Genomic DNA, 15193 nt, shown 5'->3' with positions numbered 1-15193 from the left:
GCGTGACCGCGACGGATCGCGCGCACCACGCCGAGGCCCTCCCGGCGGCGGGGTACTTCCGCTCCGAGGCCGAGCCGCGAGGCGGCCTCGATGCCGGATGGTTCTTCGGCGCGTACGTCGTGGCGGTGATGGCGCTGCCCTCGAACCTCACGATCCCCGCACTCGGCGCCGCCGGCCAGCCGTCGTCGGTCATCGGCCTGATCGCGCTCGTCTGGTGGATCGGAGCGCAGCTCAATCGCAGCTCGGCGACGCTCGCCCCCGCGCAGCCGGTTCGCCGTGCACTGCTCGTCTTCGCCGTCGCCGTGCTCGCCAGCTACGTCGCCGCGACCACCCGCCCGATCGAGGCGCTCGAGCTGAGCGGGGCGGACCGCGGACTGCTGCAGATCGCGTCGCTGCTCGGCGTCGCGCTGCTCGCCTCGGACGGGCTCGTCGGCCTTCGCCGGATGGAGTCGCCGCTGCGTCTGCTGGTCTTCCTCGGCGGCGTCGTCGGGGTGATCGGCATCCTCCAGTTCGCGACCGGCGCCGCACTCGTCGACGTCATCCAGATCCCGGGCCTGTCGCCGAACACCGACCTCACGAGCGTCTACGACCGCGGCGGCTTCAACCGTGCCGCCGGCACCTCGATCCATCCGCTCGAGTTCGGCGTGCTGCTCTCGATGGTCCTCCCGCTCGCACTCCACTTCGCGATCCTCGACACGCATCGCAGTCTCGTCCTGCGCTGGTTTCCAGTCGCCGCGATCGCCATCGCGGTGCCCATCACGGTGTCGCGTTCGGCGGTGCTCGCCGTCGTCGTCGTGCTCGTGATCGTCCTGCCGACGTGGCCGCGCGTCCGACGGAGGGTCGCCTACGGGGCGATCGGCGCCCTGCTCGTGTTCGTCTACGTCGCGATCCCCGGAATGCTCGGGACGCTGACCCGGCTGTTCACGGGAATCTCCGATGACGGGAGTGCGCGCTCGCGCACCGACAGCTACGCGCTCGCATGGGAGTTCATCGAGAAGCATCCGTTCTTCGGCCGGGGCTTCTCGACGTTCCTCCCCCAGTACCGGATCCTCGACAACCAGTACCTCGGACTGCTGATCGAGCTCGGAGTCATCGGCACGGCGGCATTCGTCGGCCTCCTCGTCGTCGTGATGCGCACCGCCGTCCTCAGCCGACGGGGAAGCGCCGATCCGCGCACCCGGAGCCTCGCGCAGGCGCTCCTCGCACTCGTCGCCGCGGCCGCCTGCGGGTTCGCGACCTTCGACGCCTTCGGGTTCCCGCAGGTGACCGCCGCGCTGTTCCTCGGGATCGGCGCGATCGGCGCCCTCTCGAACACGATGCGGCAGGAGAGCCTGCTCAGCGCCCCGATCGGGCCCTCCGCGAGCGCGGCGGGCGAGCGCGCGGCGGGCCGGCCGGCCGGCCGGCGAACGTCCGGCCCGTCCTGAGCCACCATGGGCCGACGATCGCCGCGTAGGCGAGTCCGCCGACCACCCCGCCCACCGCAAGCAGCAGGAACCCCTCCTCCAGCGTCGAGGTCAGGAGCCACGCGGTGACCGCCACGGCCGCGGCCCCCGTGACCGGGAGCAGGAGGTCGCGCAGGAGCGGGAGGATCGGCACACCGCTTCGTCGCAGCACGATCCCGACCCCGGGCAGCACGACCGCGACGACGACGACGGCATGCGCCACGGCCACCCCGCGGATCCCGAGGAGCTCGGCGCCCAGCCACAGCGCGGGCACGAGCACCACGAGCCAGGCGGCGTGCAGCCACATCGTCCCGATGGTCCGGCCGATGGCCGAGAGGAAGTCGTACGACAGTTCGACGATGATCCGCCCGAGGCTCAGCACGACGAGAGCGGGGATCGCCGCGGCCGCAGGACGCCATCGCTCGCCGTAGAGGAAGACGACGATCGCCGGTGCGTAGACGGCCAGCAGCGTGCAGAGGAGCACTGCGACCCCCATGACCAGCCGCAGCGAGGCACGGAAGGTCTCGCCGCCGTCGCCCCGGTCGCTCATGCGGGCGTAGCTCGCCGTCGTGATGCGGCGCACGATCGAGGAGACGAGCATCAGCGGCCAAGCTGCGAGATTGAACGCCATGAAGTAGAACCCGAGCTCCTCGGTGCCGAGCACTCGGCCGACGACCGCGAAGTCCACGTTCACGAGCACGAGCAGCAGCAGGCTCGACCCCGCGAGCGGAAGCCCGAACCGCAGTACCTCGGCCGCGACCGCCCGATCGAATCCGAGGCCGTAGCGCTTCGGCGTCCACACGAGGGCGAGGAGCGCAGCGGTCGCGTTCCCGACGACGGCACCCCATGCGAGGCTCCAGACGCCGAATCCGGCGAGCGCGAGCCCGATCGTCACCGGGGTGCTCACGGCGAAGGCGATGAGGTCGATCCTGAGCCGCACGCGCTGCGCGAACGCCCGGGTGAGCATCGCGTTCGGGACGGCCGCGATGCCGTCGAGGAGCACGGCGACGCTCATCACCTGGACGACACCGGTCGCCTCGGGCGCGCCGAGCGCCGCGGCGAACGGGCCGGCCACCAGGAGCGCCCCGAGGAACAGGACGAGGCTGGAGGCCATGGAGAGGGTCGCCACCGTGGGGGCGATCCGGTCGACGTTGCCGGGATGGCGCACCAGCGCGACGCTGACGCCGAGCTCGTTCGCACTGAGCAGCACGTTGAGCGCCACCAGGGCGACGGCGTACACCCCGAACGCCTCGGGCGCGATGATCCGGGCGAGCACGATGCCCGTGAGGAACGAGCCGAGGCGGGCGGTCGCGGTGTTGACGAGGCTCCAGGCGAGGCCGCGGCCGATCGCCGATTCAAGTTCGCCTTCCGCCGGGTCGGTCATGGCGCCACCTCGCGCGCCGCGCGGATCGCAGGGCGGGCGTTGAAGTCGTCACGGGCGACGCCGGCGCCGAACCGGCGGCGGACCTTGCGGTCGAGGTCGTACGCCGTGACGGCGAGATACGGCCGGAGCAGCCTCCAGCGCGCGATCTCCGGGCCCCTGACGATGGCGTCGACGTAGAGCTCCTCCATGCGATCCGCGGCCGCATCGAGGCTGTAGTGCCGCTCCACCACCGACCGCGAGAACTCACCGAGCTCCCTGCGGGTGGCGGCCGAGGCGAGCAGCGGGCCCAGCTCCCCGAGGAGCGCGCCGACACCGTCGTCGCCCTCGCCCCGGCCGTACCATCCGTCGACCAGGAACCCATCGACGCTCTCCGGCGTCAGCGTGCGCCAGAATCCGAGCTCGCCCTGGACGACCACCGGCTTGGCGAATGCCATCCCGCGCAGCGCGGAGCCCCCCATCCCGAGCACGACGTCGGCGGCGGCGTAGACCTGGCGAGGGTCGGGCACATTGCCGAGCAGGACGACGGCGCGCCTGCCGAGGCGGTCGTTCTGCGCGGCGGCCGCGGCGGTCACCTCCTCCGACTCGGGCCCGTCGCCGGCCACGACCAGCCGGACGGGTCGCTCGCGCCCGAGCACGCCGACCGCGGCAATCGCGCTCAGGATGCCCTCCAGCTTCAGTTCCCTGACGAGGCGGGCCACGATGACGAGGACGAGCTCGCCGTCGGGGATCGACAGGCTCGCGCGAGCCTCACGGACATCGCGGGGACGGTCGTGGGCGGTGTCGATGGGCGGCTCGAGCAGGTGCAGTCTCCGGCGCACGCCCGACTCGGTCTCGAGGAGGTGCCGCGTCCCGACCGTGAGCGGCAGCCGGTCGGGAATGAACGGGGCGACCGACATCGACATGACGGTCCCGACGACCGGGATGCGCCGGCGTGCGTACGGCCCGTACACGGCCTCGGTGATCGGCGGCCATTCGAAGGCGTGCACGAGGTCGGCGAACGAATGGTCGACGAGCTCGCACAGGGCGTCCATGACGGCGTACGACGGTCTGATCCGCGGCCGCGGCGCTTCGACGAACGGGATGCCCCGTGCCTCGAGCACCTCGACGAGCTCACCGTCCGGGCCGAACACCGTCACGTCGTGACCGCGTCGCACGAACGCGGTCGCGAGGTCGATCGCGTTCCGCTGGCTTCCCCCGAGCTCGAGCGAATGCGGGCAGATCACGATGCGCATCAATCGGGCCTGAACCTCACGTCGATCCAGTACTTGTGCGCGGTGAGGTTGTTCGGGAACACGGTGCTGCTGTAGATGTACGCGCCGCCGTTCGGGATCGTCGAGAGCACTCCGTTCTGCACGGCGGCGGAGAGCGCGCTGCCGGTGTAGGCGTATCTCGTGCCCGAGACGTAGCTCGCGCGGTACTCGGCACCGACGGTCAGCCTCACCGGGGTCGCGAACGAGACCTCCTGCCACCCGGGTGTCGACGAGGCCGGGAACGTCGCGGTGGCGAGGGAGGCGCCCGTCGCGCTCCACAGCCGGCCGACGTGCTGCGCGGTGTCGGTGGGGCCGCGGTAGTACCGCAGGCCGGTCACGACGCCCGCGGCGCTCGTGCGGAAGCGGACGGCCCGGGTCGCGGCCCGAAGGTCGAGCCGGCTCGCCTGCGCCGGCACTGCGGAGGTCGCGAAGAGCGTGACCGTCGGTACGGGCGTCGGGGTCGGCGTCGGCGTCGGCGTCGGCGTCGGGGTGGGCGTCGGCGTCGGGGTGGGCGTCGGGGTCGGGGTGGGCGTCGGCGTGGGCGTCGGGGTCGGGGTCGGCGTGGGTGTCGGAGGCGGCGTCGGCCCGGCCGTCGGCGAGAAGACGACATCGACGAAGTAGTTCGTCGAGCGCCACGAGTTCACCGGGAGTCCCGGCGTCGCACCGTACAGGTAGCGGCCGTTGTCGCCCCCGAGCGCGGTCAGCGGCCCGACCGTCAGCGGATCGGTGAAGGCCCCGCTCGTGTACGCGTAGTGGCCGTTCGGCGCGTGGTACGAGACCAGGTAGTCCTGTCCCGCGCTCAACAGCACCGGTGCCGCCAGCGTCGCGGTCTGCCAGCCGAGCGCCGACTCGTTCTCGAACGTCACCTGGCCGAGCGCCGTGCCCGCGGCCGACCACAACGTGCCCGTGTGCGTGCCGGTGTTGCCGGTGCCCTTGAAGAACCGGATCGCCGTGACCGCACCGTCGACGCTCGGCCGGAAGGCCATCCCGAGCGAGACCGCCGCGGAGTCGTCCGACGCGGTCACCGCAGGTGTCCGGTCGCCGAGCAGCGTCGTGCTCGTGGCGCCGGGACCGCCGGTCGAGAACGTCCAGGTCTGCGTCGGCAGCTTCACCCCCTGCGAAGTCGTCGCGTTCGTGAGCGAGGCCTCGAAGGTGGCGCCGTCGGCGAGTGGGGACGCCGGGGTGAAGATGACCGTCCTGCCGTCGGCCGAGAGCGTGGTGGCTCCAGGGACGGCGGTGCCGGCTCGCCGCACGGTGAGCGCGTAGCCCGCGACGATCGCGGTGCTGACCGTCGCCGAAACCGTGGTGTCGACCGCGACGCTCATCGCCCCGTCGACCGGACTGGTCGAGACGAGCGAGATCGGCTCCGGGCCGCGTTCGAAGATCACGTCGACGAGATAGCTCGCCGTGGAGGTCGACGCCGGGAACCCGGTTCCGTAGGTGTACGCGCCCGCACCGTTACCGGCCGTGAGGGGCGTCCGGGTCACTCCGCCGCCGGTGAAGACGCCGGCTGTGACCGGGTAGATCCCCGTCGTGTTGCGGTACGACACCATGTACTCGGTGCCTGCGGTGATCTCGATCGGCGACGAGAAGCTCGCGCTCTGCCAGCCGGCCGTCGACTCCGACCCGAAGGTGACCGTCGCCAGCTGAGTGCCGGTGCCCGACCACAGCGTGCCGACGTGCGCGCCGGTGTTGTTCACGCTCTTGTAGAAGCGCATCCCGGTCACTGTGCCGCCGACCGAGCTCGTGAACCGCATGCCGAGCGAGAGCGGCACCGCGTCGTTCACCTCGAGCACGCCCGGCGTCGTGGCGTCGGTGAAGACCCCGCACGGGCAGGTGCCGACCGGAGGAGCCGGTTTCACCGTGAGGAAGCTCCACGAGCCGCCGGAGCTCAGCGTGCTCCCGGTCGTATCGGTCGCGCTGAGGCTCGCCGTGTACGTGGTGTTGCCGCTGAGGGGAGCCGCGGGCGTGAAGGTGACGGTACGGGTGGTGGCCGCGTAACTCGTGGTGCCGGCGATCGCCGCGCCGTTCTGGTCGACGACCCGGAGGTCGATCGAGGCGGGCTGCACCGGCTTGGAGAACACGGCGGAGATGACGGTGTCGGTCGGCACGCTCGACGACGAGGGCAGCGGCGACTGGGACCGGGCGGTGAGCGGCGAGCCGTCGGTCGTCGTGTAGACGGCGTCGACGAAGTAGTTGCCGCCGCGATAGCTCGCCGCCGGGAACGCCCCGGGATCGCCGTACACGCCGGCCGATGCGGCACCGAACCCGCCCGCGACCAGGAGCGGCCCGGCGTTCTCGCCGCGGTACGCGAACGCGTACTGGGTCACCGCGTAGTGCCCCCTCGGCGCCGTGTAGGAGACGGCGTACGTCTGCCCCGACAGCACTTCGACGGCGTTCGTGAACGTCGCCGTCTGCCAACCCGAGGCGCTCTCCGCGGAGAAGGTCACGGTCGCGAGACGGGTGCCGTTGCTGCTCCAGAGCGACCCGACGTGGGTGCCCGCGTTCGCCGTGCTCTTGTAGAAGCGGACACCGGAGACGTACCCGTCCTGCGATGGCGTGAAACGGAGTCCGAGCTCGACGCTCGAGGTGTCGCCCGAATCCGGCACGGGCGGCACGGTGGCGCCGAACACCGAGTACGGCCCGCCCACGGTGATCGAGCGCGACGCCGGGGTCGAGGCGTTCGCGCTGTCGTCGATCGCCCGCGCGAGGATCGTCTGCGCCCCCGCGCCCTTCTGGACGTACGAGTACGACCACGAGGTGGTGCCGTTGGCCGCACGCCAGGATGTGCCGCCGTCGGTCGAGACCTCGACGCCCGCGACGATGCCGCCGCCGACGTCGGACGCGGTGCCGGAGACCGTCACCGCGGTGCCGTGCGCGATCGCGCCCGACGTCGGAGCGGTGATCGTCGCGGTCGGAGCGGTCTGGTCGGTGCTGGCGGCGGTCGCGACCAGTCCGCTCGCCAACGACCCCGGACTCGCGCCCATGTCGGCGAACAGGTTGACCTGCGCCTGCCGCATCCGCGAATCGGCGGCCGCGCCGTCGCCGTCGTGCGTGGCGTCGAGCCCCCAGGTCCACTGCACCGTGCCCGCGCCGAACACGAGCGCGCCGCTCGCCGCCCGGTAGAGGGTCACGTTGTGCGTCGTGGTGCCCTCGGCGACGTCGTTGCCGAAGTCCTGCAGGTACTGGGGGGTCGGGCCGACCGTGGTCGAGAGCCGGATGAGGCCCGGCGGCCGGAACCCGTTGGCGACGTCCTCGTCGGACTCGTAGCCGATGGTGTGCGCGGCGAGTGTCGCGGTCGTGCCGGCCGCCAGCGACGCGAGGTTGGTACTGCGCCAGAGTCGCGCCTTCCCCTCCGCCGCGGAGACCTTGATCGGCAGGTCGGTGAAGTTCGACTGGTACGCGGTTCCCGTCAGAGCGTTCTCCGGAAGGCCGCCGCCGGCGGCGGGTCCGGCGAACCTCGGGTCGCGCCAGGTTCCGGTCCACTCCGGCGCGGGGTCGATCTTCTCGTTCGACCAGGTCTCCTTGTAGGAGACGAGCGTGCGGTAGGGCGTCGAACCTCCGACGGTGGACGGCTCGTAGCGGGTGCGCCAGTAGCCCTCGTTCCCCGAGAGGAACTGCAGGTTGACGCCCGCGTCCCTCGCCGCCGTGATGTTCGCCCGCTGCGCGCCCGACCAGTACTCGTCGTGTCCGACCGAGAGGAACACCTCGTGGTTCAGCAGCTCGCCGCCTCGCCGGTCCGTGTCGATCCCGCTGATGTAGGCGGTGTCGTAGCCGTTCTGCTCGAGGAACCGCACCATCGGGTACTCGTTCGCGAAGAAGAAGTCGCGGCCGCGTTGGGCGTCCCGGGTGACGATCGGACGGTTGTAGCTGATCTTGTACGCTCGCCCGTTCGCGGCGCCCTGGTAGAAGTCCGAGCCGCCGTATGTGTTGTAGGCCTGCCAGGTGGGATCGGAGGTCTGGAACAGCACCGGCGCATGGCTGCCGTCCTTGCGGACGATGAACGTGATGTGGCTGGAGTCCTGGTTGTCGGGCCGCTCGAGCAGCGCGATGTACACCCCGGAGACGGCATCCGCCGGCACCGCCCATGAGGCCGAGAGGCCCCAGTTGCCGCAGTCGTAGAGCTCAGTGGCCGGGTCGGTCACGCACGCGGGCTGGTGCTGCGGCAGGGTCGCCGACGGCGTGACATCCGCGATCTTTCTGGCGCCGTCGCCCTGGTAGTACCCGATCCGGAAGATCTGGATCGTGTAGCTGCTCGCCGAGGTGTCGATCTTGAACCCGATCGTGCCGCCGACGTTGACGCTGATGTCCGTGGGGAATCCCTGGATGCCGCTGTCGCCCGCGCCGTCGATGTCCCAGACCGACGGGTCGGTTCCGGGCAGCGCGTTCTCGCAGACGATGGGGTTCGGCGCCGTGCCGCAGCCGGCTGCCGCGGTCGCGGCGGTGGGGGCGACGACGAGCGACACCGCCGTGAGTGCGACGGCGGCGAGGGCTGCCACCAGGCTCTTGGGAGAACGGGGAACGCTCACGGTCCCGACCTCGCGATCTTCGGGTCATTGCGGGTGAGGGGGTGGGCCGGTACACCGGCCCAGGTCTGCGCGGGGGGCACATCGGCGAGCACGACCGCGCCCATGCCGATGACGGCGTCCCGTCCGATGACGACGCCGGGGGCGACGGCGGCGTTCATGCCGAGGAAGGCGGCCTCGCCGAGGCTGACGCCGCCACCGAGGGCCACGCCGGCGGCGAGCGTGACGAAGTCGCCGACGACGTCGTCGTGGGTCACCACCGTGTTCGGCATCACCACGACGTGGTGGCCGACGACGGCGTCGGCGGTGACGACGACGCCGTCGAGGAGGACGGCGCCGGCCCCGATGCGACTGCCGGCGCCGATCACGGCGTGGTCGGCGACGTGGGCGGCGTAGCGATCCGCGCCGACGCCGAGCAGGGCGAGCCGTCGCACGATCGCGCGCCGGAGCACGCCGGCCCCGACGCACACGAGGAGACGCTCGGCGCGGTCGGCGGCGAGCTCGACTCCGCCGAGCACGGGAAGCCCCGCGATCGTCCGGCCGTGGGTCGCCGGGTCGTCGTCGAGGATGCCGATGTAGCGGTTCGCGCCCTGCACGGAGGCGACGACCTCACGTGCGAGCCCGCTCGCCCCGATGAGCACGACCTCGTTCATGACACCGGCTCCGGGATGCGGACGGCGACGGGCGCTCCGCCGTCGGCGGCGCTCGCGGTCGCGGCCTCGAGCACGCGCAGCACCCGCACACCGGCGGCGCCGTCGGTGCGGGCGGCGCGGCCCTCGCGGATGCTCGCGGCGAACTCGCCGACCATGACTGCGATCGCCTCGCGTTCCGGAAGGGCAGGAGACCAGGTGTCGCCGAGCCGGTACGACACGGTCGCCTCGGCCCGCTCCACGCCGTCGAGCGTCTGGAGCTCCAGGTCCACGCCGCGGTCGTAGACGCTGAGCCGCTGCTGCGGGTTGAGGTCGTCCCAGACGAGCGTGCGACGCGTTCCGCCGATGATCATCTGCCGGACCTTCGTCGGGCTGAGCCAGTTGACGTGGACGTGGGCGACCGCCCCGCCGCCGAGCGGAAGCGTGAGGTATCCGAGGCAGGCCCGACCCGCTCCCAGCGGGTCGGCGCCGATCGCGGAGACCGACTCGGGTCGGAGCCCGTCGGGCAGGACGAAGTCGATCACCGACAGGTCGTGCGGGGCGAGATCCCAGAAGACGTCGACGTCGGGCTGGATGAGACCGAGGTTGATGCGGACGGAGTCGAGGAACAGGATGTCGCCGAGCGCCCCCTCGGCGATGAGCTCGCGGATCTTGAGGACGGCGGGCGTGTAGCAGTAGGTGTGGTCGGCCATGAGCACGAGGCGGTTCGCGGCCGCCGCCTCGATCATCGATTCCGCGTGGGCGCCGCTGTCCGCGAGCGGCTTCTCGACGAGCACGTGCTTGCCCGCCTCGAGCGCGGCGCACGCGAGGGACGCGTGCGTGCGCGCCGGAGTCGCGATCGCGACGGCGTCGATGCGCGGGTCGGCGAGCACCGCCCCGACGTCCGTCTCCGGTCGTGCTCCGCCGAATCGGGCGGCGAGCGCCGCCGCCCGATCGGGATCCAGGTCGCAGATCACGTCGAGGCGCCAGTCGGCGCTCGCGTGGAGATTCCGCGCGAGGTTCGGTCCCCAGTACCCTGCGCCGATGACGGCGATGCCCAGCGAGTCGGTCACGGAACCCAACCCTTCAATGAGAATTACTCAGTTCGAACATGTCACGATTCCCGCGTCTTCGCGTCCCCCCGAACGGGTGCATCGGCGCTCACGAAACGCTCGCCGCCATGAGCTGGCGGAGGTGCTCGGCGTACTCGTCCCAGTAGGCGGCCTCGTTCGCGGCGAACGTGGCCGAGGTCCGCCCGTCGTTCACCACGACGAGCGGCTCCTCGATCGGGGCATCCCACAGCGCCTCGAGCGGGAGGACGCGGCCGAGGCGGACGCCGACCGCCTCGGCCAGACGGCCGGCGAAGGCGAACTGGCTCTCGATGTACCCGGAGGGCTCGAGCGAGACGGCCCGCCCGTCCCCTGCGAGGACGAAGGCGGCGTACCGCACGGCGAGCTCCCGCACCGGGATGTTGTCGCGGACGAGGCGCGGCGTGCGCACCACGGGCGTCTCGCCGCGTCCCCAGGCGGTCGCGAGGTGGTTGCCGAAGCGGCCCTCCTCGAGCGGCCCGAACGGGTTGGGGATGACGAAGCGGTGCACCGGCACCCCGGCGCGGCTTCCGGCCAGACGGAGCCGCTCGTACGCGACGCGCTTCGAGAGCCCGTAGGCCGACACCGCGGCGCGGGCCTCAGCCCCGGCGACCGGGCCGGGCTCGTACACGGTCCCCGTGTACACGATCACGGACCCGGCATCGGCGGCGGCGGCGAGCTCGGCGTCGAGATCGGCGGTCACCGCCGCCGCGGCCCCGAGGGCGTCGTAGTCCGGCGAGCGGAAGCCCTCCATCGGGTACCCGTGGTACCCGACGACATCCGCCCCGACCTCGGTGATGAGCGCCGCGAGCGCCCCGGCCCGGTGCACCGCACCGGTGTGCAGGGTCACCGAGCCGCCGAGCATGGCGAGCCGATGCGAGCGCACCCCGTCGTACGTCGACCGGTCCGACCGGATCGCCGCATGCACCTCGATGCCCGCGTCGGCGCAGGCGCGGGCCATCCAGGCACCGCTGAACGAGGTCGCCCCGGTCATCAGCAGCCGAACGGGGCGGGACATCAGTAGCCCGACCACTCCGGCCGGTCGGTGCGCGACGCCGCGGCGTCCTTCGCACTCGACTCGACGACCGGGATCGGCCAGACGATCCCGGTCTCCTCGTGCTCCGCCGCGAGCACGCGCTCGGCCGCAGGCCAGTAGGCGGCGTCGCTGAAGTAGACCATCTGGCTGTCGGGCAGCAGGCTGAGATACCCGTGCGCGCATCCGCGCGGGATCAGGATCGCCAGTCCGTTCTCCGGCGTGAGCTCGATCCCGAACCATCGCCCGCGCGCGGGGCTCCCCTCGCGCAGGTCGACGGCGACGTCGAAGACCGCGCCGCGGACGCAGCGCACGAGCTTCTGCTCGCCGTACGGCGCGAGCTGGTAGTGCAGGCCGCGGACCGTCCCGGCGCGCGTGGTCGTCGCGACGTTCGCCTGCACGATCCAGAACCCGTGGCCGACCTCGGCGAGCTCGTCGGCGCTGTAGGCCCGCTCGAACGACCCGCGGTCGTCGTGCGCCCGGTGGAAGCCGACGACGACGCACCCCGGGATCGGCGTCTCCCGGACCTCCGTCATGGCGCACGCACCCCGATCGATCGGTAGCGCACGCCGACCGCGAACCATTCGGGTTCGAACGCCCGCCGCGGGTCGAGCACGATCGCCCCGCCGCCGACGAACTCCGGCAGGCGGACGTACTCCCGCCACGGGGTCACGACCACGACGACGTCGGCGGTCCGCGCGGCCTCCTCCCAACGCTCGGCGACCCGCACCGACGGGCCGAACGCCTCGGTGAACGTGCGCGCCGCCATCGGGTCGTGCACCCGCACGGAGGCGGCGCGGTCGAGGAGACCGCGGACGATCTCCGCCGCCGGCGTCTCGCGGACGTCGTCCGTTCCCGGCTTGAAAGCGAGGCCGAGCACGAGCGCCTCGGCGCCGGCGATCGCGTCGAGTCCGTCGAGCATGGCGTCGAGGCTCGCGCGCGGTTGACGGCGGTTCACCTCGAGGATGGCCGTGGCCATCGCCATGGGCACCCCCAGCTGCCGTCCGAACTCGCGGATCGCCTGCACGTCCTTCGGGAAGCAGCTCCCGCCGAACCCCGGCCCCGGCACGAGGTACCGCTCGATCGGCGGTGCGGCCTTGCCCGGCTGCGGCGCACCGCTCCAGCGGTGGTCGGCGAGCACGCCCTGCATCACGACGCGGGGGTCGACGTCGCCCAATGAGGATGCCACGGCGGCGATCTCGTTCGAGGCCGAGATCTGCAGCGCCAGGAAGAGGTTGTTCGCGTACTTGATGAGCTCGGCCGTCGACGTGTTCACCTCGAGTCGAGGCGCCTCGAAGCGCGCGAAGAGCTCCCGCAGCGCGTCGAGCCCCCGCTCGTTCTCGTATCCGAGCACGAGGCGGTCCGGCGTCGAGAAGTCGGCGAGCGCGGAGCCCTCGCGGAGGAACTCCGGCGTCATCCCGAGCCCGTACTCGTCCGGCTCCATGCCCGTGGTCTCCCGGATGACGCGTGGCACGAGTTCGCGGGTGGTCCCAGGCACGACGGTGCTCTTCATGATCACGCTCATCGGGGTGGCCGACCGTCGGAGCGCGTGGGCGGCGAGCTCCACCGCGCTGCGCACCTGGGCGAGGTCGATGCCGTCCGCGGTCGACGGCGTGCCGACGGCGATCAGCACGACATCGGTCGCCGCGATCTGCTCCACGTCGGGCTCCGCGAATCGGATGCGCCTGGCCAGGAGCATCCGCTCGAGGGCCTCGGAGACCCCGTCCTCGTAGATGTGGGGGCGTCCGGCGTTCAGCCGCTCGACGACCTCGGGGCGGGAGTCGACGCCGAGCACGGTGTGCCCGGCCGCTGCGAGGCCGAGCCCCGTGACGAGCCCGACGTAGCCCGTGCCGATGATCGTGACGTTCATGCCATCGCCCCGTCGCGCTCGAGCACGAGGTGCGAGAGGAAGCGGGCGATCCCCGCGTCGACGTCGACGCGGGGCTCGTAGCCGAGCACCGCGCGCGCCTTCGAGAGGTCGGGGCACCGGCGCTGCGGGTTGCCGGTCAGATAGTCGGGGTCGTCGGAGATTCGCCGGACGACGGAGCCCCCGTAGCCGAGCAGCTCGGCGGCGACGGCGCGGAAGCGATCGGCGAACGCCTCGACGGAGAGCTCCGGCCGATCGGCCCCGATGTTGAAGCAGTCGTAGCGGCCGTGCGTCAGCGCGAGCAGGTAGCCGACGACGGCGTCGGCAACGTAGCAGAAGGTCCGGCTCGGGGCCCCCGACGAGAACAGCTCGAGGTCTTCGCCGGCGAGGACGCGTGCGGCGAGGTCGGCGGGCAGCCGCCGATCCGTCGGGCGCATGCCGGGGCCGAAGTTGTTGAAGGGGCGCACGACGGTGACGGGCATGCCGAACTGCGTGGCGTAGACCCAGCAGAGCGTCTCCCCGATCCGCTTCGATTCGTCATAGCAGGCACGGGGGCCGACGCACGAGACGTTGCCGAGGTAGTCCTCCGGCGTGGGGATCGCCTCCGGCGGGGGATCACCGTAGATCTCGCTGCTCGAGTAGAAGAGGAAGCCGCCGAGGTCCGCCTCTCGCGCGGCGTCGAGCATCGCCCGCAGGCCCCACACGTTCGCGTCGATCGTCTCGAGCGGGAACCGTCGATACGTGGTCGGCGACGCGATCGAGGCGGCGTGCACGAGATGCACACGGCCCCGGACCTCGGCGAGCCGCCCACGGGCGAACTCGGCGGCATCGCCCACGACGACCTCGAGGCGCGGATTCCGTGCGGCCAGTCGGGCGAGCCAGTGCTCCTCGGAGGCCACCCCGTTGTCGACCGCGATCACGCCCGCGAGACCGAGCTCGGCCGCGTACTCGACGAGGTAGCCCACGAGGTAGTAGCCGAGGAACCCGCCTGCGCCGGTGACGACCACCGTGCTGTCCCTGAGGGCGGCGCGGGAGGTGAAGCGCTCGTGGATCCCGGCGAGGTCCTCCGCCCGGGGATCGACCGGCGTCAACGGGCACCGACCGTGATGCGCAGGGGCCGGTCCGACTGGATCTGGAGCTCCGGGCGCCACGGCGGGTTCGGCCCGTTCGCGAGGGCGTCGAGCTGGTCGCGGTCGCGCTGGGTGTCCATGCAGGCCCAGAATCCTTCGTGCCGGTACATCATGAGCTCGTGGTCTGCGACGAGCGACCGCATCGGCGACTCCTCGAGGACGAGATCGGGGTCGGACGACAGGTAGGAGGTGAAGCGGCGGTCGAGGAAGAAGAACCCGCCCGAGATCCAGCTGTTCGCGAGCGGTCGTTTCTCGGCGAACGTGGTGACGGCGTCGTTCTTCGCCTTCAGCTCGCCGAAGCGGGAGGGCGGGTGGATCCCGAGCACGGTGCCGATCTTGCCGTGCGCACGGTGGAACGCGAGTTCCGCCCCGAGGTTCGCGTCGGTCAGCCCGTCGCCGTAGGTGAGCGCGAACGTGTCGCAGTCGGCGAGGAATCGGTCGGTCGCGTCGTGCACGCGGTACCCGGTCATGGTCGTCGCCCCGGTGTCCGCGACCGTCACCGACCAGTCCTCCACTCCGTTGGAGTGGAACGTCACGGTTCGCCGGCGCATGTCGACCGTGAAATCCGAGTGGATCTTCTGGTAGTTGAGGAAGTAGTCCTTGATCACTTCGGCCTTGTAGCCGGCGCACACCACGAAACGGCGGAAGCCGAAGCCCGCGTAGGTGTCCATGATGTGCCACAGGATCGGCTTGCCGCCGACCTCGATCATGGGCTTCGGCAGCAGGTGGGTCTGCTCCCGGAACCTCGTTCCCAGTCCGCCTGCGAGGATGAAGACCGGGACGTCTTCGATGCTCATGGGGTTCCTCCCGTCACTCCGGGAATGAGCTGAGGATTGCTCGGAAT

The 15193-nt window shown here is 71.7% G+C and carries 11 protein-coding genes; 1 reads left to right on the top strand and 10 read right to left on the bottom strand.

The window, feature by feature from the left end:
- The first annotated feature begins 2 nt into the window (after positions 1-2).
- Positions 3-1424 carry an O-antigen ligase family protein gene (locus tag GQQ93_RS04305; protein WP_157423005.1) on the top strand — a complete coding sequence of 474 codons (1422 nt, stop codon included), beginning with the start codon at positions 3-5 and terminating at the stop codon, positions 1422-1424.
- Here GQQ93_RS04305 and GQQ93_RS04300 read toward each other — a convergent pair.
- The 10 genes from GQQ93_RS04300 to GQQ93_RS04255 all read right to left on the bottom strand — a co-directional run bounded on the left by GQQ93_RS04300 (position 1336) and on the right by GQQ93_RS04255 (position 15146).
- Positions 1336-2826, bottom strand: a complete 1491-nt coding sequence (locus tag GQQ93_RS04300; protein ID WP_157423004.1) for an oligosaccharide flippase family protein — start codon at positions 2824-2826, stop codon at positions 1336-1338. The genes GQQ93_RS04305 and GQQ93_RS04300 overlap by 89 nt on opposite strands.
- On the bottom strand, positions 2823-4058 hold the full coding sequence (locus GQQ93_RS04295; RefSeq protein ID WP_157423003.1) for a glycosyltransferase family 4 protein: 1236 nt from the start codon (positions 4056-4058) through the stop codon (positions 2823-2825). The genes GQQ93_RS04300 and GQQ93_RS04295 overlap by 4 nt, the downstream gene beginning before the upstream one ends.
- Positions 4058-8605: a DUF4082 domain-containing protein gene (locus GQQ93_RS04290; RefSeq protein WP_212277249.1), complete on the bottom strand. Its 4548-nt coding sequence runs from the start codon at positions 8603-8605 to the stop codon at positions 4058-4060. Before GQQ93_RS04290 ends, GQQ93_RS04295 begins: the two co-directional genes overlap by 1 nt.
- Positions 8602-9255: a NeuD/PglB/VioB family sugar acetyltransferase gene (locus tag GQQ93_RS04285; protein WP_157423002.1), complete on the bottom strand. Its 654-nt coding sequence runs from the start codon at positions 9253-9255 to the stop codon at positions 8602-8604. Before GQQ93_RS04285 ends, GQQ93_RS04290 begins: the two co-directional genes overlap by 4 nt.
- A complete protein-coding gene (locus GQQ93_RS04280) occupies positions 9252-10304 on the bottom strand; it encodes a Gfo/Idh/MocA family protein (RefSeq protein WP_157423001.1) in 1053 nt (350 codons plus the stop codon). Before GQQ93_RS04280 ends, GQQ93_RS04285 begins: the two co-directional genes overlap by 4 nt.
- 88 nt (positions 10305-10392) lie before the next feature.
- Positions 10393-11313 (bottom strand): NAD-dependent epimerase/dehydratase family protein, encoded by a 921-nt coding sequence (locus tag GQQ93_RS04275; protein WP_170296120.1) that lies wholly within the window; start codon positions 11311-11313, stop codon positions 10393-10395.
- A gap of 23 nt (positions 11314-11336) precedes the next feature.
- Positions 11337-11888 (bottom strand): dTDP-4-dehydrorhamnose 3,5-epimerase family protein, encoded by a 552-nt coding sequence (locus tag GQQ93_RS04270; RefSeq protein ID WP_157422999.1) that lies wholly within the window; start codon positions 11886-11888, stop codon positions 11337-11339.
- Complete coding sequence (locus GQQ93_RS04265) at positions 11885-13222, bottom strand: UDP-glucose dehydrogenase family protein (protein ID WP_157422998.1); 1338 nt, start codon at positions 13220-13222, stop codon at positions 11885-11887. Before GQQ93_RS04265 ends, GQQ93_RS04270 begins: the two co-directional genes overlap by 4 nt.
- The gene (locus tag GQQ93_RS04260; RefSeq protein ID WP_212277248.1) at positions 13219-14310 is read right to left on the bottom strand and encodes an NAD-dependent epimerase/dehydratase family protein; all 1092 of its coding nucleotides are present in this window, start codon (positions 14308-14310) and stop codon (positions 13219-13221) included. The genes GQQ93_RS04265 and GQQ93_RS04260 overlap by 4 nt, the downstream gene beginning before the upstream one ends.
- On the bottom strand, positions 14307-15146 hold the full coding sequence (locus GQQ93_RS04255; protein WP_157422997.1) for a glucose-1-phosphate cytidylyltransferase: 840 nt from the start codon (positions 15144-15146) through the stop codon (positions 14307-14309). The genes GQQ93_RS04260 and GQQ93_RS04255 overlap by 4 nt, the downstream gene beginning before the upstream one ends.
- Positions 15147-15193: the final 47 nt, after the last annotated feature.

The organism is Agromyces lapidis (genome assembly GCF_009749405.1).
GTDB lineage: Bacteria > Actinomycetota > Actinomycetes > Actinomycetales > Microbacteriaceae > Agromyces > Agromyces lapidis.
The sequence above is the reverse complement of the archived record's forward strand: the minus strand, read 5'-3'. Positions and strand labels throughout refer to the sequence as shown.